This window comes from Burkholderia sp. DN3021 (genome assembly GCF_049805555.1).
In the GTDB taxonomy this organism is placed as follows: domain Bacteria; phylum Pseudomonadota; class Gammaproteobacteria; order Burkholderiales; family Burkholderiaceae; genus Burkholderia; species Burkholderia pyrrocinia_C.
Window position 1 is genome coordinate 26647 of record NZ_JBNCAB010000020.1, and the last position, 20267, is coordinate 46913.

A 20267-nucleotide genomic window follows, 5' to 3' on the forward strand; every position below is an offset into this window, starting at 1 on the left:
TTGCGATTCGCCTTTTCGATTCGATTTCCACGCACTCGCGACGGCAAATTTTGCGTTCGCGCCGCGCCGCTCCGGCAACGCTTTCCGGCTACGCTCTGTTACAAAAAATTGCCTGCCGCGCCGCATCCGGATCATCTACATTGCAATCCACTTCTACGCATTCTTCGCCTGCCCGAACCGGCCCCCCAGCCGGGCTGGCATCAACGACACATCCGTCACAAGCAATAAAACGAATAGGAGTCTTGACCGAAGTGCTGGCGGTATCCAGCGCACGCGGATTGCGATGGCTGAAGCGGCATCCTGAACGACACCGGCGGCACGCATCGGGTGCGGCGCCGCAACACCCCGACACCGGCGGCCTGTGCCGCCGCACATCGGCTCGCGCTGCCTCGTTCCGCCGCACCATCGCGGCCGCACGTCAACGAGGAGCAGTCCATGCGACGCATTATCGTGTCCCACCCGCTTTTCACCTGCCTGCCCGCCGTGATGGCGCTGGCCTGTGCCGCCGCGCACGCCGATCCCGTGCTCGTGTCCGGCCCCAGTCCATACGCCGCCTGCACCATAGGCGGCCCCGGCACCGTCTATGTGAATGCCGAGGTCGAACCCTGGCTTTCGGTCAATCCGGCAAACCCGACGAACATGATCGGCGTATGGCAGCAGGACCGCTGGTCGAACGGCGGCGCGCACGGGCTTGTCGCCGGTTATACGTTCGACGGCGGCGCGACCTGGGCGCGGACGACGCAGCCGTTCAGCGCATGCGCGCCGGGCGGGCTCACGTACGAGCGCGCGTCCGACCCATGGGTGTCCTTCGGCCCGGACGGCACCGCGTATTCGGTATCGATCTCGTTCAACCAGTCGAACAACAGCAACGCGGTCGCCTCATCGGTATCGACCGACGGCGGGCAGACCTGGAGCAGCCCCGCAGTGCTGATCGCGGACAACGAACCGACCACGCAGTTCTTCAACGACAAGGAGTCGGTGACGGCAAACCCGGTGAAGGCCGGCACCGCATACGCGGTATGGGACCGCCTCGAACTGCCGAACGGCAACCCGTACGCGAACCTGCATACGCAGGCGTTCCGCGGGCCGACGCTGTTCTCGAAGACGACCGACGGCGGCAAGACCTGGAGCAAAGCGAAGGTCATCGTCCACGTGCCGTCGCGCCAGCAGACGATCGGCAACCAGATCGTCGTCGATCCGAGGAGCGGCACGCTGTACGATTTCTTCAACCTGATCCAGCCGCCGTTCAGCAAGGCGGCCGGCAAGGTCGCGTTCATCAAGTCCACCGACGACGGCGCGACGTGGACGAAGCCGCAGGTGATCGCCGGGCTGCAGACGGTCGGCGTGACGGATCCGAACACCGGCGAACCCGTTCGCACCGGCGACATCATTCCCGAGCCCGCGATCGATCCCGCATCGGGCCAGCTTTACGTCGTATGGCAGGACAGCCGCTTCAACGGCGGCAAGTACGATGAAATCGCGCTATCGACGTCGACGGACGGCGGCGCGTCCTGGAGCGCGCCGCTGCAGGTCAACACGCCGACCGGTCGGCCTGCCTTCAATCCGTCGGTGCGGGTCGACAACACGGGCGCCGTAATGGTCACCCACTACGACTTCCGCGACCTGCTGGCCGGGAACACGACGACGCTGCCGACAGGCTTCTGGCGCAAGATCTCGCACGACGGCGGCGCCTCGTTCGGCGACGAGCGGCGCGTCGGCGGACCGTTCGACATGAAGCTCGCGCCGATCGCGGAAGGCTTCTTCATCGGCGACTATCAGGGCCTCGACGTTCGCCCGTCGTCGTCGTTCCATCCGTTCTTCGTCCAGACCAACTCGGGCAATCTGACGAACCGCACGGACGTGTTCTTCGCCCAATGACGCGAACCGGGCAGCACGGCCGCCGTCGCGACGCGATCCGTCGCGCGGCGGCCGCCCGCGTCACTGCATCTCGGTCAGCACGATGCGCCCGTCGACCTTGCCTTCGCGCAGCTTTGCGAACACGTCGTTGATGTTGCCGAGCCGGTCGCGATGGATATGCGCGCGCACCAGGCCGTCGGCCGCGAAGTCGAGCGATTCCTGCAGGTCGCGGCGCGTGCCGACGATCGACCCGCGCACGGTGATGCCGTTCAGCACCGTCGAGAAGATCGGCAACGGGAAATCGCCGGGCGGTAGCCCGTTGAGCGCGACCGTGCCGCCGCGCCGCACCATCCCGAGCGCCTGCGCGAACGCGCTGCGCGACACCGCCGTGACGAGCACGCCGTGCGCGCCGCCGATCTCCTTCTGGATCACCTTCGCCGGATCGTCGACCGATGCGTCGATCGTCAGTTGCGCGCCGAGCTGCCGCGCGAGCGCAAGCTTGTCGGACGAAATGTCGATCGCCGCGACGTGCAGGCCCATCGCGCGCGCGTACTGCACCGCCACGTGCCCGAGCCCGCCGATGCCGGAGATCGCGAGCCACTGGCCGGCGCGCGTATCGGTGACGCGAATGCCCTTGTAGACGGTCACGCCCGCGCACAGGATCGGCGCGATCTCGTCGAACGCGACCTGCGCCGGCAGATGGCCGACGTAGTCGGGATCGGCGAGCACGTATTCCGCGTAGCTGCCGTTCACCGAATAGCCGGTGTTCTGCTGGTCGTGGCACAGCGTTTCCCAGCCCGTGTAGCAGTACTCGCAATGTCCGCAGGCCTTGTAGAGCCACGGCACGCCGACGCGATCGCCCTCGCGCACGTGCGTGACGCCCGCGCCGACCGCCGCGACGATGCCCACGCCTTCATGCCCCGGAATGAACGGCAGCGACGGCTTCACGGGCCAGTCGCCGTCGGCCGCGTGCAGGTCGGTGTGACAGACACCCGACGCCTTGATGTTGACGAGGATCTGGCCGGGGCCCGGCGTCGGCACGGGCACTTCCTCGATACGCAACGGTTCGCCGAATGCGTGCACCACGGCCGCTTTCATGGTTTGCGTCATGCGTCGCTCCTGTCTGGTCATTGAGCGACCCAGTATCCGGTTTCGGAAGCGGAGAACGTTGATGCGTGTCAACGCGATGCGCGCCATCCGCCAATCGCGGCTGCATCATCGCGTCGCACCGCGGCGCGGTCGGGCGCCCGGCGCTTCGCTCCACGCCGTACCGGTCGCACTCGCAGGCGATCATCGGCCGGAACGCCTTCCGCTCAAGCCGATATTTCGACGACCAGACGGAAGCCGGACGCACCGCCGACATCCGGCTTGGAATTTGAAACGATATAACATATCATTTCGCGTGCTCGTCCGCCTGACTCCGTTCCACTGTGGGTGGCCGAGCGTCGCCGAGCCATGTTCCAACGGGTCACCGCGCGTCGTTGACGCAACAATATATCGTATCCAGCCGTGACCCGCATCGCTCGTTATCCGATCCGATTCCAACCGATTCACCGACCATGCGCGACCTCCCTCGTCTACCGCTTCGCCCGCTTTCGCCCCTTTCGCTGATGCTGCTCGCCGCCGCCGCGCACGCGCAGACCGATGCACCCGCCGCGTCGGGCACGCCTTCGGCTACCGCGCTCGCGCCGATCTTCGTGACCGCGAACCCGCTCGGCGATACCGAACTGATCTCGCCGACCGTCCAGCTTTCCGGCGACGCGCTGACGCGCCGCCAGGCCGATTCGCTCGGCGAAACGCTGAACGGGCTGCCCGGCGTGTCGACCACCACCTACGGGCCGATGGTCGGCCGCCCGATCATCCGCGGCATGGACGGTGACCGGATCCGGCTGCTGCAGAACGGCGTCGCGTCCTACGACGCGTCGTCGCTGTCGTACGACCATGCGGTGCCGCAGGATCCGCTATCGATCGAACGCGTCGAGATCGTGCGCGGCCCGGCCGCGCTGCTGTACGGCGGCAACGCGGTGGGCGGCGTCGTCAACACGATCGACAACCGGATTCCGCGCGAAGCGATCGAAGGCGTGACGGGTGCGCTCGACGCGCGCTACGGCGGCGCGAATTCCGTGCGCGCGGGTGCCGCGCAGGTCGAAGGCGGCAACGGACGCTTCGCGTTCCACGTCGACGCGTTCGACCGCGAAACGAGCAAGCTGCGGATTCCCGGCTACGCACGCAGCAGCGCACAACGCGCGATCGACGGCCCCGACACGCCGCAGCCGGAAGGCAGCGTGCCGAACAGCGACGGCCGCGTACACGGCGGCGCGGTGGGCGCGTCGTACACGTGGGCGGACGGCTTCGCGGGCCTGTCGTACAGCGGCTACGAATCGAACTACGGGTCCGTCGCGGAGAGCGACGTGCGGCTGCGGATGCGCCAGGAACGCCTCGCGCTCGCGTCCGAGGTGCGCAACCTGAGCGGGCCGTTCACGAAGCTGAAATTCGACTTCGCATACACCGACTACCGCCACAAGGAAGTCAACAACGGCGAGACGGCGACCACCTTCCGCAACCGCGGCTACGAGGCGCGCATCGAGGCGAGGCATCGCAAGATCGGCCCGTTCGAAGGCGCGATCGGCGTGCAGTTCGGCCAGAACACGTTTTCCGCGCTCGGCGACGAGACGCTCGTGCCGTCCACCCGCACGAACAGCGTCGCGCTGTTCGGCCTCGAGGAATGGCAGGTCGTCCCGGCGCTGAAGCTGTCTCTCGGCGGCCGCTTCGAGCATGTGAAGGTCGATCCCGATCCGGCCGGCGTCGAGAAATTCGCGGGTGCGCAGCCGCGCGATTTCAACGCGGGCAGCCTGTCGGCCGGCGCGCTGTTCTCGCTGACGCCCGTGTGGTCGGTCGCGGCGAACGTCGCGTACACCGAACGCGCGCCGACCTTCTACGAGCTGTATTCGAACGGCCCGCACGATGCGACCGGCCAGTTCCTGATCGGCAACCCGAACGCGTCGAAGGAAAAGGCCGTGTCGACCGACCTGTCGCTGCGCTATGCGAGCGGCCCGAACCGCGGCAGCGTCGGCGTGTTCTACAACCGCTTCTCGAACTACCTGACCGAGTACAACACGGGCCGCGTCGTGAACGGCGACGGCGAGCCCGTCGCGCCCGGCGCCGACGGCTCGCTGAACGAAGCGATCTATCGCGGCGTGCGCGCCGAGTTCTACGGCATCGAACTGGACGGCAAATGGCGCGCGTTCTCGCGGCGCGGCCATACGGTCGACCTGGAACTGACGGCCGACTACACGCACGCGCGCAACGTCGACACGGGCCAGCCGCTGCCGCGCATCGCGCCGCTGCGCGCGACACTCGCGGCCGACTACGGCTACGGCCCGTTCGGCGCGCGTGCGCAGGTCACGCACGCGTGGTCGCAGCATCGCGTGCCCGACAACGACTTCTCGACGGACGGCTATACGTCGCTGGGCGTGATGCTGACCTACAAGTTCCGCGTCGGCGCGACGCACTGGCTCGCGTACCTGCGCGGCGACAACCTGACGAACCAGGAAATCCGCTATTCGACGTCGGTCGTGCGCGGCTTCGCGCCCGAAGGCGGCCGCAGCGTGATGGCCGGATTGCGCACCACGTTCTGAGTGCCGGGCGGCCCGCCGCCCCTTGCGCACGCGGCGTTCGCCCGCGCAAGGTGCGGCCCCGCCCGTCGCGAGATGCGGCGCACATCGTGCCGCATCTCGCCGTTTCCCCTGCGCCGATGCAGACTTTTAAAACTGGCGAATGACGAGTATCCTAAAAAAAGCACTCCCCGTTCGGACGGCGAATCGCGTGCCCTGATTCCCGTCCGATCGCATTGCGGCCCCATCGCATCGCGCGCAGCGCGCCGATGGCGGCGTCCGCTTCGCGCCCCGGCCGCACGAACCTTCCCCCAACAATCGTCAGGAGAGCTGGTGAGCCGTCTCGTCGTCGTATCCAATCGCATCGCAGATCCCCGTAAAGCCGCGGCCGGCGGCCTCGCCGTCGCCGTGAAGGACAGCCTGCAGGAAACCGGCGGCGTCTGGTTCGGCTGGAGCGGCAGGCTGCGCGGCGCCGACGATCAGCCCTCGCAGGGCGAAGAGGTGCAGATCCAGAACGTCGGCGGGATCCAGCTCGCGACGATCGACCTCGACCCGCAGGACTACGACGCTTACTACCTCGGCTATTCGAACAACGTGCTGTGGCCGGTGTTCCACTACCGGCTCGATCTCGCGCAGTTCGACCGGCGCTTCGCCGACGGCTACCGGCGCGTGAACCAGTTGTTCGCGCGCAAGCTGCGCACGCTGCTGCGCCCCGACGACATCGTCTGGGTGCACGACTACCAGCTGATTCCGCTCGCCGCCGAGCTGCGCGCGATGGGCTGCAGGAATCCGATCGGCTTCTTCCTGCACATCCCGATGCCGCCGCCGCCGATCATGGCCGCGATCCCCGAACACGAATGGCTGATGCGCTCGCTGTTCGCATACGACCTCGTCGGCTTCCAGACCGAATCGGATCTGCTCCACTTCGAGCATTACGTCGAAGCGGAAGCCGGCGCCGCGCGGCTGCCGGACGGCCGCCTGCGCGCCTTCGGCCGCACGCTGTCGGCCGGCGCGTTTCCGATCGGCATCAACGTCGACGAGTTCGAGTCGCTCGCCCGCGATCGCGACGGCCTCGACATGTTCGACCGGATGCGCGATGAATATTCGCGCCGCCAGTTGCTGGTCGGCGTCGACCGGCTCGACTACACGAAGGGGCTGCCGCAGCGCGTGCATGCGTTCCGCCAGTTGCTCGAACAGTATCCGGAGAATCGCAACCGCGCGACGCTGATCCAGATCGCCGCGCCGAGCCGCGAGGATCTCGGCGCATACGACGACCTGCGGCGCGAGATGGACAGCCTGTGCGGCGCGATCAACGGCGACTACGGCGAACTCGAATGGATGCCGATGCGCTACATTCACCGCACCGTCGCGCGCAAGCGCTTGCCGGGCCTGTATCGCGCGAGCCGCGTCGCGCTCGTCACGCCGCTGCGCGACGGGATGAATCTCGTCGCGAAGGAGTTCCTCGCCGCGCAGGACGCGGCCGACCCGGGCGTGCTCGTGCTGTCGCGTTTCGCGGGTGCGGCCGAGCAATTGAAGCCGGCGCTGCTCGTCAATCCGTACGACACGCAAGGCACCGCGCAGGCGATCCAGCGCGCGCTGACGATGCCGCTCGAAGAACGCCGCCAGCGCCACTCCGCGTTGATGGCGATCGTGCGCAAGACCGACGTGCACTGGTGGCGCACGCGTTTTCTCGAAGCGCTCGCCGAAGCGGCCGAAGTCGCGGCGGCCACCGAGCACTGACCGCACTCACATGTCCGTCGCCGCGTATTCGAGCGCCGCGCCGTTCACGTCGCACACATCGACCGAGATCGGGATGCCCGCACGTATGCTCTCGGTCACCACGCAATACGCATCGAACTGATCGAGCACGCGCGTCGCCGCCGCGAGATCGGCCCACGTCTTGCCGATCGACAGCCGCACGGCCATCGCGCTCACGCGCACCCTGCCCGCTTCGTTCTGCGCCATGTCGACGTCGATCCGCGCGGTGACCGGCTCCGGATCGACATGCTGCCGGTTCAGCGCGAACAGCAGGCTCGCCGCGAGACAGCTCGCGACCGACGCGGCAAGCAGCCGGATCGGGTTCGGCCCGCGCCCGTCGCCGAGCGGCGGCGGTTCATCGATGAGCACCGGCGACAGCGTCGTGCCGGCAAACCTGACTTCGAAGCCGAATCGCGCCTGCTGCGCGACTTCGACCGATACGTGCGCCTCGCTCATGGCGACTCCGTAGCTGGAAAGAGGGAAAGGAATTCCGGCGCATCGCCGCATCGACACGCGCCGGCCGCAGGATTGCGGCGCGTTCAGCGTTCGGGTTCGCGCGGCGGCCCGTACGCGACGAAATCGCGCTCGACCGCCGACGCCTGCTCCGGCGCGAGCGCGTCGCCGCGCGGACCGGCATCGCCGTCGGCTGCCGCCGCCGCGGACGACGGTTCGATGCGAGCGTCGATCAGCGCCTGCAGCGCGTCGCGTTCGAGCACTTCGCATTGCAGCAGCCGTCGCGCGATGCGTTCGAGCGCATCGCGACGTTCGCCGAGCGTCGCCGCGACCCGCGCATGCGCGTCGGCCAGCAGCGCGTGCACCTCGTCGTCGATCATCCGGGCCGTGTGCTCGCTGCAGCGTCCGGCGCCCGCATGCCATGCGCCGGGCATGCCCTGGCGCGCATCGCCGTCGTCGAACGTCGCGAGCCCGATCTTCTCGCTCATCCCGTACTGCATGACCATGTGGCGCGCCATCGCGGTCGCGCGTTCGAGATCGTTCTGCGCGCCCGTCGACACGTCGCCGAACACGAGTTCTTCGGCGACGCGCCCGCCGAGCAGCGCGTCGATCCGGTCGAGCAGCTCGCTCCTGCGCAGCACGTAACGATCCTCGGTCGGCACCTGCTGCGTATAGCCGAGCGCGGCGACGCCGCGCGGAATGATCGACACCTTCTTCACCGGATCGCAGTGCGCGCGGCTTTCCGCGACGAGCGCATGGCCGGCCTCGTGATACGCGATGGTCAGCTTCTCCTGCGCGTTCATCACGCGGCTCTTGCGCTCGAGGCCCGTCAACGCGCGGTCGATCGCCTCGTCGAAGTCGGCCATGCCGATCGCCGGCTTGCCGAGTTCGGCCGCATGCAGCGCGGCCTCGTTGACGACGTTCGCGAGATCGGCGCCGACGAAGCCCGGCGTGCGCGACGCGAGTTCGCCGAGGTCGACCTCGGCCGCGAGCTTCACGCGCTTCACGTGCACGCCGAGGATCTGCCGGCGGCCGTTCACGTCGGGCCGGTCGATCGCGATGTGGCGATCGAAGCGGCCGGGCCGCAGCAGCGCGGGATCGAGAATCTCCGGCCGGTTCGTCGCGGCCATGATGATCACGCCGGAGCCGGCCTGGAAGCCGTCCATCTCGACGAGCAACTGATTGAGCGTCTGCTCGCGTTCGTCGTTGCCCGACATCGGGCCGACGCCGCGCACCTTGCCGAGCGCATCGAGCTCGTCGACGAACACGATGCACGGCGCCTTCTGCTGCGCCTGCTCGAACAGGTCGCGCACACGCGCGGCGCCCACGCCGACGAACATCTCGACGAACGCCGAGCCGCTGATCGAGAAGAACGGCACGGCCGCCTCGCCGGCCACCGCGCGCGCGAGCAGCGTCTTGCCGGTGCCCGGCGCGCCGACGACGAGCACACCCTTCGGGATCTTGCCGCCGAGCCGCTGGTAGCGGTCGGGGTTGCGCAGGAACGAGACGAGCTGCTGCAGCTCGGCCTTCGCCTCGTCGATGCCCGCGATGTCGTCGAACGTGATGCCGGTTTCCTGCTGCACGTACACGCGCGCGCGGCTCTTGCCCATCCCGGTGAAATCCTGCAGCCCGCCGCGCCTGCGCAGCATCATGTTCCATACGAACACGAACAGCACGAGCGGCAGCAGCCACGACGCGAGCGACGCGATCCAGCCCGTGTCGGGCGTGCCGTGATAGCGAATGCCGGCGGCGGTCAGCGTGTCGGTCAGATGCTCGTCGGTCACGCGGTTGGTCGTGAAGCGCCACGGCGCGCCGGCCTGCTGCACGGCCGCGGCTTCGGACGCCGGCAGCATCGTGCCGGCCTGCGGCATCTTCAGCGTGCCCGTGATCGACGTGGGGCCGACCTCGAGATCGTCGACGAGCCGCGCGGCGACGAGCTGGTGGAAATCGCTGTATGCGATCGACGCCGACGCCGGGTGCAGCATCAGCAACTGCGCGGCGAACAGCACGAAGAAGCCCGCCGCGATCAGCAATCCCGGGTAGTCGAATTTCCTGTCCATGGCATCGGACCAGCCGCACGCGCGGTGCGGCGCGCACTCACTCCGACAACCGCACGCGACCGGCGCGCGGCATCGGCAGCCATGCGGAAGCGGCATTCATCCGCGTCATCGTCGTCTCGCTGGGTCGCCTCGGTTCGTCGCATCGATGACGCCGCGGCGGCGCCGTCGGCCGGCACCGTCGGGCGATCGTCGCCCGGGCGGCACGCCGCGACGCGCCGCCCCTGAATTCAGTCTAGCTCGCGCGCGGGCGTCGCGCATCGCCCGCCGCGCAAGTCGAATCGTCCGACAAACACCTTTCGTCGGCGGCACCCGCCGCGTTATAGTCGCGTTCATGACATTTGTGTGACAGTTGCATCGCACCTGCTTTTGCGCGACGCCGGCCGTTGCTGTCCGTTTCGCATCGCGGCAGCCCGAGCGACGCGGCCGGTGTATCGATCCACACCGCCAACCTGCCCATTCGAGGAGCCCACGACGTGACCGACACCCCCGATCGCCCCGACGACCTTCCCGCCGATCCCGACCGCCGCCGCGTACTCGGCGGCCTCGCCGCGCTCGGTGCCGGTGTCGCGCTCGGCGGCTGTGAAACCACGCCGGGCAGCGCGCCGCGCTCCGCCGCCGACCAGCGCATCGACGAAGCGTTGCGTCAGCGCGTGCGCCACATCGTCGTGATCTATGCGGAAAACCGCAGCTTCGCGAACCTGTACGGCGATTTCCCGGGGGTGCGCCATCCGTTGAGCGAGGTGCGGCCCGAGCACGCGCAGCAGCTCGACCGCGACGGCAGGACGCCGCTGCCCGTGCTGCCGAAGATCTGGGGCGGGCTCGTGCCTCAGGCGCAGGAAGTGGACGGCAAGCGCTACGCGATCGCCGAGCGCGACATCGACAAGCTGCCGAACGCGCCGTTCCGGATCGCCGACGCACAGGGCAAGCCGCTGCCGAACGGCGTGATCACGCGCGACCTGTGGCACCGCTTCTATCAGAACCAGATGCAGATCGCGGCCGGCCGCAACAACCAGTTCGCCGCGTGGGCCGATTCGGGCGGCCTCGTGATGGGCCATTACCGCAATTCGGCCGACACGCTGCGGCTGTGGAATCTCGCGCGGCAATACACGCTGTGCGACAACTTCTTCATGGCGGCCTTCGGCGGTTCGTGGCTGAACCACATGTTCCTGATTTCCGCGCAGGCGCCGCTGTATCCGGACGCGCACAAGCATCCGCATGCAGCGAAGCTGCTGTCGAAGGTCGAAGGCGACGATCCGGCCGGCACACGCCTCGCGCTCGCCGCCGATTCGCCGGCATCCGCGCTCGACGGCCCGCCGAAGTTCGCGGGCGACGGCCCGCTGACACCCGACGGCTACGGCGTGAACACGATGGCGCCGCCGTACCAGCCGAGCTACGTGCCGCCGCCCGACCCGGGCAACGCCGCGTATGCGGATCCGGCCGACCATCGCGTACTGCCGCCGCAGGGCTACGCGACGATCGGCGATCGCCTGTCGGAGAAGAACATCGACTGGGCGTGGTACAGCGGCGCATGGCAATACGCGCTCGAGCATCGCGAAACGGGCACCGTGCCCGATTTCCAGTACCACCACCAGCCGTTCAACTACTTCCGCAACTACGCGCCGGGCACCGCCGCGCGCCAACGGCACCTTCGTGATGCAGGGCTCGGCGACGAGCCGTCGACGAACCGCTTCATCGCCGACATCGATGCGGGGCGCCTGCCGGCCGTCACGTTCTACAAGCCGCAGGGCAACCTGAACATGCACGCGGGTTACGCGGACATCGAATCGGGCGACCGCCACATCGCGACCGTGATCGACCATATCCGGCGCGGGCCGCAATGGGACAACACCGTGATCGTGATGACGCACGACGAGAACGGCGGCTGGTGGGATCACGTCGCGCCGCCGGTCGGCGACCGCTGGGGGCCGGGCTCGCGGATTCCGGCGCTCGTGATCTCGCCGTTCGCGAAGAAGGGCTTCGTCGATCACACGCTGTACGACACGAACTCGATCCTGCGCTTCATCAGCCGCGTGCACGGGCTCGCGCCGCTCGACGGCGTGGCCGCGCGCAACAACGCGTTCGCCGCGCGCGGCGAGACGCCACCCGGCGATCTCACCAACGCGCTCGATCTCGGCTGACGGCCGGTTGGTCGCCTAGCCGGTTCACCGGTTCACCGCTTGAATCGACGACGCCCCGGGCAATGCGATCGATTGCCCGGGGCGTCGTGCATTTGCGGCCACGCTACGCTACGCGGCGCTGCGCAATGCGTCGCGCACCGCGTGCGCGGCGTATGTCCGTCGTGGACAGGCCCGCCGCGTCGCATTTCGCGAGATGCGGATGGAGAAACGGCATCGATGCAAAAACGTCCCGGCGCCGGGGTTGGAAGCCGGCGGCGGGACGTCAGGGTCAATGCGTCGTTGCGGATCGTCAGCCGCCGAGGCGCTGCTCGATCTTCTTCATCGTGTCGGTCATTTCAGCCGGCAAGCGCAGCTTCAGCATGTCGAACAGCGCCGCGTGCAGCTTCAGCTCCTCGCGCCATTCGTCGGCGTTCATCGACGTCACCGCGGCGAACTGCTCGCGCGTGAAATCGAGCCCGTCCCAGTGCAGGTCTTCATAAGCGGGGGACACGCCGAACGCATGTTCGCCGCCGCCACCGGTGCCTTCGAGACGGTCGAGCATCCACTTCAGCACGCGCATGTTCTCGCCGAAGCCAGGCCATACGAACTTGCCGTTCGCGTCCTTGCGGAACCAGTTCACGCAGTAGATCTTCGGCAACGTGGCGCCCGCGCCTTCGAGCTGCTTGCCGAGCTTCAGCCAGTGCGCGAAATAATCGCTGACGTTATAGCCGCAGAACGGCAGCATCGCGAACGGGTCGCGGCGCACGATGCCCTGCTGGCCGACTGCCGCGGCGGTCGTCTCCGAGCCCATCGTCGCGGCCATGTACACGCCTTCGACCCAGTCGCGCGCCTCGGTCACGAGCGGTACCGTCGTCGAGCGGCGGCCGCCGAAGATGAACGCATCGATCGGCACGCCGGCCGGGTTCTCCCAGTCCGCGTCGATCGACGGGCACTGCGCGGCCGGCGCCGTGAAGCGCGAATTCGGATGCGCGGCCTTGCGGCCGGTTTCCTTGCCGATTTCCGGCGTCCAAGGGTTGCCCTGCCAGTCGGTCAGCTTCGCGGGCGGCGTGTCGGTCAGCCCTTCCCACCACACGTCGCCGTCTTCCGTCAGCGCGACGTTCGTGAAGATCACGTTTTCCTTCAGCGTCGAGATCGCGTTCGGGTTGGTCTTCACGCCGGTGCCCGGCGCGACGCCGAAGAAGCCGGCTTCCGGGTTGATCGCATACAGACGGCCGTCGCGGCCCGGTTTCAGCCACGCGATGTCGTCGCCGATCGTCGTGACCTTCCAGCCGTCGAAGCCCTGCGGCGGAATCAGCATCGCGAAGTTGGTCTTGCCGCACGCGGACGGGAACGCGGCCGCGACGTGATACTTCTTGCCGGCCGGCGACGTCACGCCGAGGATCAGCATGTGCTCGGCGAGCCAGCCCTGGTCGCGGCCCATCGTCGACGCGATGCGCAGCGCGAAGCACTTCTTGCCGAGCAGCGCGTTGCCGCCGTAGCCCGAACCGAAGCTCCAGATCTCGCGCGTCTCGGGGAAATGCACGATGTACTTGACCGGGTTGCACGGCCACCGCACGTCTTGCTCGCCTGCTTCGAGCGGATGGCCGACGCTGTGCACGCACGGCACGAACTCGCCGTCCTCGCCCAGCACGTCGTACACGTCGCGGCCCATGCGCGTCATGATCCGCATGTTCACCACAACGTACGGGCTGTCGGACAGTTCGACGCCGACGTGCGCGATCGGCGAGCCGAGCGGGCCCATCGAAAACGGCACCACGTACAGCGTGCGGCCGCGCATCGAGCCGCGGAACAGCTCGTTGAGCGTCTCGCGCATTTCGGCGGGTGCGACCCAGTTGTTGGTCGGGCCGACGTCGTCGCGCGATTCCGCGCAGATGAACGTGCGATCTTCGACACGTGCAACGTCGGACGGATCGGATTGTGCGAGATACGAGTTCGGGCGCTTCGCCGGGTTCAGGCGCGTAAGCGTGCCCTGGTCGACCATGGCCTGGCACAGCGCGTCGTATTCCTCCTGCGAACCGTCACACCACACGACGCGATCGGGCTCCGTGAGCGCCGCGATGCGCGACACCCAGTCGATCAGCTTGCGATGCTTGACGAAAGCCGGCGGAGCGATCAGCGGGCCGTACGTTGCTTCGGCCAGATTGTTTTGCGACATGGGGATGTCTCCAGATTATTGGACGGGAATGCGGGACGCGGGGTGAACCCGCCGGATGGGGAATGCGATCGGAATGCAGGACGCAGCAACGCGCAACGCGGGGCACGCGAGCTGTGCGCGTGTCGATGCCGCGATGCGGGCGAGAGGATGTGATGTCTCGTTAGAAGATGCGAACGCGAGTTTCGCCATGCCAGCAACCTGCCTTACAACTTCCATGCCGGCCAGCATACCATCGCCGTTATCGAGCGGGCGTTGCGTTGCAACAAGAAACAACTGTCACGACGTGCAGGCACATGTGTTGCAGGAAAGTCATTTCGACTGCGTCGATGCGATCGCTGCCGGGGACGAAACGCGGGGAACGTCCGTCGGACAAGCGTTTGGCGAAAGCGGCAAGTTCGGCCCGCCAGCTGCGCGCATGAAAATTGCACATGCGCGCCCGGCGAATTCTCGTTTTCGCTACTCAGGCAAACCCTGAATTAGGTTGCGTACACAAACATCGTGCTCCAACGCGTGATGTACGTCCCTGCTCAAAACGGCGCGCCCGGCAATCCGGGGTAATACGACGCTTCGTCGCTCGCGAGGAACAGCGTCGCGCGTGCGATCTCGTCGGGCAGGCCGAAGCGCTGCAGCGGCACGTTCGCATCGTGCTTGTTGATCTCCTCGAGCGGCGCGCCGGTCGGGTTCGACATCGCGATGTTGTTCACGCCGCCCGGATGAATCGAATCGCATGCGCGCGCGGCTTTCGTCCGAACAGACGATGTGATGCAGGCGCCTTCGTTCCTGCCATCGAACGACACCACCACGAGATACGGCGATGGACGACACGACCCGCACGCTCCAGGAATACGAGCAGATCCGGCAGCTGAAGTACCGGTATTTCCGCGCGGTCGATACGCATGACTGGTCGTTGCTCGCCGATTGCCTGACCGAGGACCGCGACGCGCGGCTGTATGGCGGCCGCTATGCGTACGACGGCGGCAACGCGTTCGTGTCGAGCCTGCGCGAGCCGATCGGCAAGCCGACCTTCCTGACGATGCATCACGGCCATCACCCCGAACTTACGCTGGTATCCGCCGATCACGCGTGCGACGTGCGGTTTCTCGAGGATCATGCGATCAATCCAGAGGACAACTACCTGATGCACGGAACCGCGCTCTGCGACGACCAGTACGTGAAACGCGACGGTGTATGGCGCATTCATGCGACGCGCCACGAGCGGCTGTTCGAAACCGTCACGTCGCCGATCCCGCCGTCGTTCACGCTTGCCGCAAACCGGTTCGCGCCGGGTGCACATGGTGCGCATAGTGCATAGTGGCGCGGCCGTCACAGCTTCCTGAACCCCGGCGGCAGCGCCGCCGACCCCGTCATTTCCCCTCTGGAGCCGGAGCAATGGAGAAAGTCGTTTACGTGTTGTGGCGCGACGCACAGGCCGCGCCCGATCAGTGGAGCCGCGCGGTGTCTCCAGACACACAAGGATGCGCGGCAGCACGCCAAGTCCGGTCAACCACGCATAGATTCGCGAAGGAGTTTCCGATTGCCGATGCAGCCGGCCAGGTCGCTGGGGACACGAACTCCGCGTCAGCGGACGGTGATGTTGACGGTCACGATTTCGTATCCGGGGTCGGCGTTCTCGTTCGCCGCTTTTTTCGCTTCCTCATACGACAGAAAGGACATGGCGTCTTCAATCACCGGCGCCATGCCGATGTCGCCATCCTCACCGGTGCAGAGGAACTGCTCACCGGTCTTCACGACATAGATGGTCGTCATAGTCGTCATGCCTCCCTCCATGGTTTGCATGGGGAACTTCCAGTCTAGCTTCCACGATTCCGTATGCAACCCCGGCAGTCGAATTGATCTGCCGTCAAGATTCGTCGTCCTCCGTGATCGCAGTTACGCCAAAGGTCATCCGGCATGCGTCAAAGGACCAGCTCAGCGATAAACGCTTGCCATCATGACAAAACGTCTATAATTGGACAATCCATCGACCAACCCGCCCGGAACGACATGAGCGACATGAACGACTACCCCGTTTTCGACACGCTTTGCGACCTGCTGACCACATCCGGCGCCCGTTTTCGCGTGCTGGAGCACCCGGCGGAAGGTAAATCCGACGTAATCGCCGCAATCCGCGGCACGCGCCCCGAACAGGGCGCGAAGGCGATGCTGTGCACGTTCAAGGACGGCGGCGACACGACCGCGCTCGCCGTGATCCCCGGCCACCTGAAGATCGATTTCCGCAAGGTCGCCGATGCCGTCGGCCGCCGCAAGGCGACGCTCGCGTCGCCCGATGTCGCGGCCGCCGTTACCCGCTGCGTGATGGGCGCCGTGCCGCCGTTCGTGTTCGACGGAAACGTGGCGCTCGTCGTCGATCCCGCGCTGGTCGAACGCAACGACGAGATCGCGTTCAACGCGGGCCGCCTCGACCGCTCGGTCGTGCTCGATGCGGCCGACTACGTGCGGATCGCGCGCCCGTTGCTGGCCGACATCACGCGGCCGGAAACGACAGCCGACCAGGAACACGCCGGGTGACCGTTTCCCGAAACCGTCGCATCGATCCGAAACCTGAACGCGAGCCCCTCATGACCACCACCCGAAACAAAGCGCAGTCGGAGCAGGCATCGCTGATCGAACAGGTGCAGCGCATCGCCGAAGGGCTCGGCGAGATGTTCGCGCCGTTCACCGAGGTCGTGGTCCACGACCTGCGCACGCCGAAGCACGCGATCCTCGCGATCCACAACAACCTGTCCGGACGCGCGGTCGGAGACCCCGCGACCGAGCTCGGCCTCGCCCGCATCGAGGACGACGATTTCCCGCAGGTGCTCGCGAACTACCCGAACCGCTTCGCCGACGGCCGCACCGCGAAAAGCACGTCGATCGGCATCAAGGATTCGACCGGGCGCTACGTGGCCGCGCTGTGCCTGAATGCCGACGTCACGCTGTTCCGCGGCTTCCAGGGCATGCTGAACCAGTTCTGCAGCACGGACGGCGAAACCGTCGCCGAAACGCTCGACCCGGCCGGCGCGGACGCGATCCGGCAACGCATCGACGCGTTCGCGACGCGCCTCGCGACGACGCCGCGCGAACTGAAGACCGACCAGCGCCGCGAGCTGATGCAGACGCTGAAGGCCGACGGCTTTCTCGAAGTGCGCCGCGCGATGGAGATCGTGTCGCAGCACCTCGGCGTATCGCGCGCGACCGTGTACAACGATGCGAAATGAGGCAAGCGCGCTGCTTTCATGTTGACTAAACTTTCCGACCCTCGAACGACCATGAACTCTCCGACTCTCCCCACGTACGACGACGTTGCCGCCGCCGCGGCCCGGCTCGAAGGCCATGCGCACCGCACGCCGGTGATGACGTCGCGGACGATCGACGAGGCGCTCGGCGCGCAGGTGTTCTTCAAGTGCGAGAACCTGCAGCGCATGGGCGCATTCAAGTTCCGCGGCGCATTCAACGCGCTGTCGCGCTTCGACGCCGAGCAGCGCCGCCATGGCGTCGTCGCATTCTCGTCCGGCAACCATGCGCAGGCGATCGCGCTGTCGGCGCGCATCCTCGGCATCCCGGCGACGATCGTGATGCCGCAGGATGCGCCGGCCGCGAAGATGGCCGCGACGCGCGGCTATGGCGGCAACGTCGTGACCTACGACCGCTACACCGAGGATCGCGAGCAGATCGGGCGCGATCTCGCGGAGAAGCACGGGCTCACGCTGATCCCGCCCTACGACCATCCGGACGTGATCGCCGGCCAGGGCACGGCGGCGAAGGAGCTGTTCGACGAAGTCGGGCCGCTCGACGCGGTATTCACGCCGCTCGGCGGCGGCGGGCTGCTGTCGGGCACCGCGCTGGCCACGCGTGCGCTGTCGCCGCACGCGGCGTTGTACGGCGTCGAGCCGGAAGCCGGCAACGACGGCCAGCAATCGTTCCGGTCGGGCGCGATCGTGCATATCGACACGCCGCGCACGATCGCCGACGGCGCGCAAACGCAGCACCTCGGCAACCTGACGTTCCCGATCATCCGCCGCGACGTCGACGACATCCTGACCGCGACGGACGCCGAACTCGTCGACTGCATGCGTTTTTTCGCGACGCGTATGAAGATTGTCGTCGAGCCGACCGGCTGCCTGTCGTTCGCCGCCGTGCGACGGATGAAGGACCAGTTGCAAGGCAAGCGTGTCGGCGTGGTGATCAGCGGCGGCAACGTCGATCTCGAGAACTTCTGCGCGCTGGTATCGACATCGGCATGAACGTCGCGGCGCGCATGAACATCCTGTCATCTGCGCGCCGCCGCTCCTTCACGTCGCGTTAAGTTTCGCGCCCTAGACTGATTACGTTGTCCTGAAGTCAGTCGTGAAGGAGTCACCATGAACACGCACGCGATCGTCGCCGCCGCCCTGGCGACCGTTTCCCTTTCGGCGTTCGCTCAACCGGGCGTTACGTCAGCCGGTTTTCCCGCCGCATCACCGCACGACGCAGTCGCGCAGGTGCCCCATCGTTCGCCCGGCGCGTTGCCGGCCGCCGGCTTCGTGCTCGCGAAGATCGATCAGAACAATACGCCGCCCGACCGCGGCGGCGACCCGAGCGGCCGCACGCACACCGGCACCCGCATGTAACGGCGCGTGCCGGCCGGCGCTGCCGCGCGCGGCCGTCATTGTCGGAACGACGGCAGCGACGCATCGCGCGCAGCGAGGATGTCGTCGGCGCGCCGCTACAGTGCGCCGTCGAGCGTCTCCGGTTGCGGAATCAGCCAGTAGCGCCCGGCGCGGATGCCGTCGAACACCCGCTCGGCGAATGCGTCGGGCGTGAGCCCGTGCTCGTTCAGCATCGAGCGCATCGTGTCGACGAAGCCGCGCGGCTCGGGCCGGTCGTGTGCGGCGCCGAACGGATCATTGAAGATGCCGGACTGCACTTTCGGGCGGCCGTGATGCTCGAACTGCTCGCGCATCTGCGGACGGCTGTCGACGACATCCGGTCGAAAGGCGATGCCCCGCTTCAGGACTAGACAAGGCCGCGCACGCCCGCGACCACCTGGATCGCGCCGAATGCCGCGACGACGACGGCCGACACGCGCGACAGCCCGTGCATGAACGCGAACGACATCTTCGTACGCAGCGCGGCGGTCGCGCCGCTCAGGCACAGCCACCAGGTTGCGGAACCGATGAACACGCCGGCGACCATCAGCGACACGGCCGGCCACATCGCGCCTTCCCGCGCGCCCGACAACGGGCCGAGCGCCGCGAAAATCCCGACGAACGACAGGATCGTCATCGGGTTCGACAGCGTGAGGCCGAACGTCGTCAGGAAATCGCGCAGGACGGTCGTGCGCGGCAGGTCGCGTTGCAGCGCCGACACGGCCGGCGCCTGGCGCGCGATGGTCCACGCGAGCCACACGAGGAACGCGCCGCCGCCGATCTTCAGGCCGACGGTCAGCATCGGGAATGCGGTGACGATGCCCGCGATGCCCAGCGCGCCGAGCAGGCCGTAGATCGCGTCGGCGCACGCGGCACCGACACCCGTCGCGAACCCTGCCTGAAAGCCGCGGCTCAGGCTGCGTTGAATGCACAGCATGCCGATCGGGCCGACGGGCACCGCGATCGACAGCCCCATTACGACGGACTTGATGAACAGCATCGCCTGCTCCTTGCGACATGCAACGGGTTGAACAGGCATCGTAGGGAAAGTCCGGTCGCCGCTGAATGCGGTTTTTAAGGAAAAATAGCCGTTCCGCCTAAAAAAACCGCCGCGATGGACGATCTGGACTGGAAGATACTCGCGCTGTTGCAGGCCAACGGCCGCATCAGCTATACGGAGCTGGCCCGCCAGGTTCATCTGTCGGTGCCGGCGGTGACGGAACGCGTGAAGCGACTTGAAACGGCCGGCATCATCGAGGGCTACACGGCCCGGATCAATCCGGCCGCGGCCGGCTATCCGGTGAGCGCGCTTATCGGCATCACGGTGCCGCAGCCGGCGAAAGCGAAATTCCTCAAGTTGCTGGAGACGATTCCCGAAGTCGTCGAATGCCATCATGTGACGGGCGCCGACTCGTATGTCATGCGGTTCGTCGCCACCAGCATGACACACCTCGAACAGCTGATCGAACGCATCAACCTGTACGGTGAAACGCGCACATCGATCGTGATGTCGACGCCGCTGCCGGTGCGCGGGCTGGCGCGGCCGCCGTCGAAGTTCGACGACGGCCGCAAGTAGCTGGCCGGGTTTTCATGGCCGACCGACA

17 protein-coding genes and 1 pseudogene are annotated in these 20267 nt (G+C 67.1%); 10 read left to right on the forward strand and 8 right to left on the reverse strand.

The window, feature by feature from the left end; all coding sequences use genetic code 11:
• Nucleotides 1-435 precede the first annotated feature (435 nt).
• On the forward strand, nucleotides 436-1878 hold the full coding sequence (locus ACPUER_RS12930) for a sialidase family protein (protein WP_425131292.1): 1443 nt from the start codon (nucleotides 436-438) through the stop codon (nucleotides 1876-1878).
• Nucleotides 1879-1938: 60 nt separating this feature from the next.
• Here ACPUER_RS12930 and adhP read toward each other — a convergent pair whose 3' ends face one another.
• Nucleotides 1939-2967, reverse strand: coding sequence for an alcohol dehydrogenase AdhP (gene adhP, locus ACPUER_RS12935; protein WP_425131293.1), 1029 nt, complete (start codon nucleotides 2965-2967; stop codon nucleotides 1939-1941).
• Nucleotides 2968-3416: 449 nt separating this feature from the next.
• On the opposite strand from adhP, the gene ACPUER_RS12940 reads away from it, so the two are divergent.
• The gene (locus ACPUER_RS12940; RefSeq protein WP_425131294.1) at nucleotides 3417-5495 is read left to right on the forward strand and encodes a TonB-dependent receptor; all 2079 of its coding nucleotides are present in this window, start codon (nucleotides 3417-3419) and stop codon (nucleotides 5493-5495) included.
• A 309-nt stretch (nucleotides 5496-5804) separates the two neighbouring features.
• On the forward strand, nucleotides 5805-7211 hold the full coding sequence (gene otsA, locus ACPUER_RS12945) for an alpha,alpha-trehalose-phosphate synthase (UDP-forming) (protein ID WP_425131295.1): 1407 nt from the start codon (nucleotides 5805-5807) through the stop codon (nucleotides 7209-7211).
• A 6-nt stretch (nucleotides 7212-7217) separates the two neighbouring features.
• Here the strand turns inward: otsA and ACPUER_RS12950 are convergent, their stop codons facing one another.
• Nucleotides 7218-7685 carry an OsmC family protein gene (locus tag ACPUER_RS12950; RefSeq protein ID WP_072438613.1) on the reverse strand — a complete coding sequence of 156 codons (468 nt, stop codon included), beginning with the start codon at nucleotides 7683-7685 and terminating at the stop codon, nucleotides 7218-7220.
• An 83-nt stretch (nucleotides 7686-7768) separates the two neighbouring features.
• Nucleotides 7769-9742: an ATP-dependent zinc metalloprotease FtsH gene (gene ftsH, locus ACPUER_RS12955; RefSeq protein WP_425131296.1), complete on the reverse strand. Its 1974-nt coding sequence runs from the start codon at nucleotides 9740-9742 to the stop codon at nucleotides 7769-7771.
• A gap of 473 nt (nucleotides 9743-10215) precedes the next feature.
• Between ftsH and ACPUER_RS12960 the strand changes: the two genes are divergently transcribed.
• Nucleotides 10216-11880, forward strand: a complete 1665-nt coding sequence (locus tag ACPUER_RS12960) for an acid phosphatase (RefSeq protein WP_425131297.1) — start codon at nucleotides 10216-10218, stop codon at nucleotides 11878-11880.
• 289 nt (nucleotides 11881-12169) lie between these two features.
• Here ACPUER_RS12960 and ACPUER_RS12965 read toward each other — a convergent pair whose 3' ends face one another.
• A complete protein-coding gene (locus ACPUER_RS12965) occupies nucleotides 12170-14035 on the reverse strand; it encodes a phosphoenolpyruvate carboxykinase (GTP) (RefSeq protein WP_204423029.1) in 1866 nt (621 codons plus the stop codon).
• A 527-nt stretch (nucleotides 14036-14562) separates the two neighbouring features.
• A pseudogene (locus ACPUER_RS12970) lies at nucleotides 14563-14760 on the reverse strand (SDR family oxidoreductase); the annotation flags it as partial.
• An 89-nt stretch (nucleotides 14761-14849) separates the two neighbouring features.
• Here ACPUER_RS12970 and ACPUER_RS12975 point away from each other — a divergent pair.
• Complete coding sequence (locus tag ACPUER_RS12975) at nucleotides 14850-15347, forward strand: nuclear transport factor 2 family protein (protein ID WP_425131298.1); 498 nt, start codon at nucleotides 14850-14852, stop codon at nucleotides 15345-15347.
• Nucleotides 15348-15613: 266 nt separating this feature from the next.
• Here the strand turns inward: ACPUER_RS12975 and ACPUER_RS12980 are convergent, their stop codons facing one another.
• The gene (locus ACPUER_RS12980) at nucleotides 15614-15802 is read right to left on the reverse strand and encodes a hypothetical protein (protein ID WP_175963587.1); all 189 of its coding nucleotides are present in this window, start codon (nucleotides 15800-15802) and stop codon (nucleotides 15614-15616) included.
• Between the two features lie 246 nt (nucleotides 15803-16048).
• Between ACPUER_RS12980 and ACPUER_RS12985 the strand changes: the two genes are divergently transcribed.
• From ACPUER_RS12985 to ACPUER_RS13000, 4 genes are all read left to right on the forward strand, one after another.
• Nucleotides 16049-16564, forward strand: coding sequence for a YbaK/prolyl-tRNA synthetase associated domain-containing protein (locus ACPUER_RS12985; RefSeq protein WP_175963586.1), 516 nt, complete (start codon nucleotides 16049-16051; stop codon nucleotides 16562-16564).
• A gap of 50 nt (nucleotides 16565-16614) precedes the next feature.
• Entirely contained in the window at nucleotides 16615-17253 is a 639-nt protein-coding gene (locus ACPUER_RS12990; RefSeq protein WP_175963542.1) for a helix-turn-helix transcriptional regulator, read from the forward strand.
• A 51-nt stretch (nucleotides 17254-17304) separates the two neighbouring features.
• Nucleotides 17305-18279 (forward strand): threo-3-hydroxy-L-aspartate ammonia-lyase, encoded by a 975-nt coding sequence (locus tag ACPUER_RS12995; RefSeq protein WP_425131299.1) that lies wholly within the window; start codon nucleotides 17305-17307, stop codon nucleotides 18277-18279.
• A gap of 117 nt (nucleotides 18280-18396) precedes the next feature.
• Nucleotides 18397-18645, forward strand: a complete 249-nt coding sequence (locus ACPUER_RS13000) for a hypothetical protein (protein WP_425131300.1) — start codon at nucleotides 18397-18399, stop codon at nucleotides 18643-18645.
• 95 nt (nucleotides 18646-18740) lie between these two features.
• Here ACPUER_RS13000 and ACPUER_RS13005 read toward each other — a convergent pair whose 3' ends face one another.
• Together ACPUER_RS13005 and ACPUER_RS13010 are read right to left on the reverse strand one after the other, a co-directional pair.
• Entirely contained in the window at nucleotides 18741-18977 is a 237-nt protein-coding gene (locus tag ACPUER_RS13005; protein ID WP_310137766.1) for a hypothetical protein, read from the reverse strand.
• Nucleotides 18978-19030: 53 nt separating this feature from the next.
• Nucleotides 19031-19663 (reverse strand): LysE family translocator, encoded by a 633-nt coding sequence (locus ACPUER_RS13010; protein WP_175963539.1) that lies wholly within the window; start codon nucleotides 19661-19663, stop codon nucleotides 19031-19033.
• Between the two features lie 114 nt (nucleotides 19664-19777).
• Between ACPUER_RS13010 and ACPUER_RS13015 the strand changes: the two genes are divergently transcribed.
• The gene (locus ACPUER_RS13015; RefSeq protein WP_072438626.1) at nucleotides 19778-20239 is read left to right on the forward strand and encodes an Lrp/AsnC family transcriptional regulator; all 462 of its coding nucleotides are present in this window, start codon (nucleotides 19778-19780) and stop codon (nucleotides 20237-20239) included.
• Nucleotides 20240-20267 lie beyond the last annotated feature (28 nt).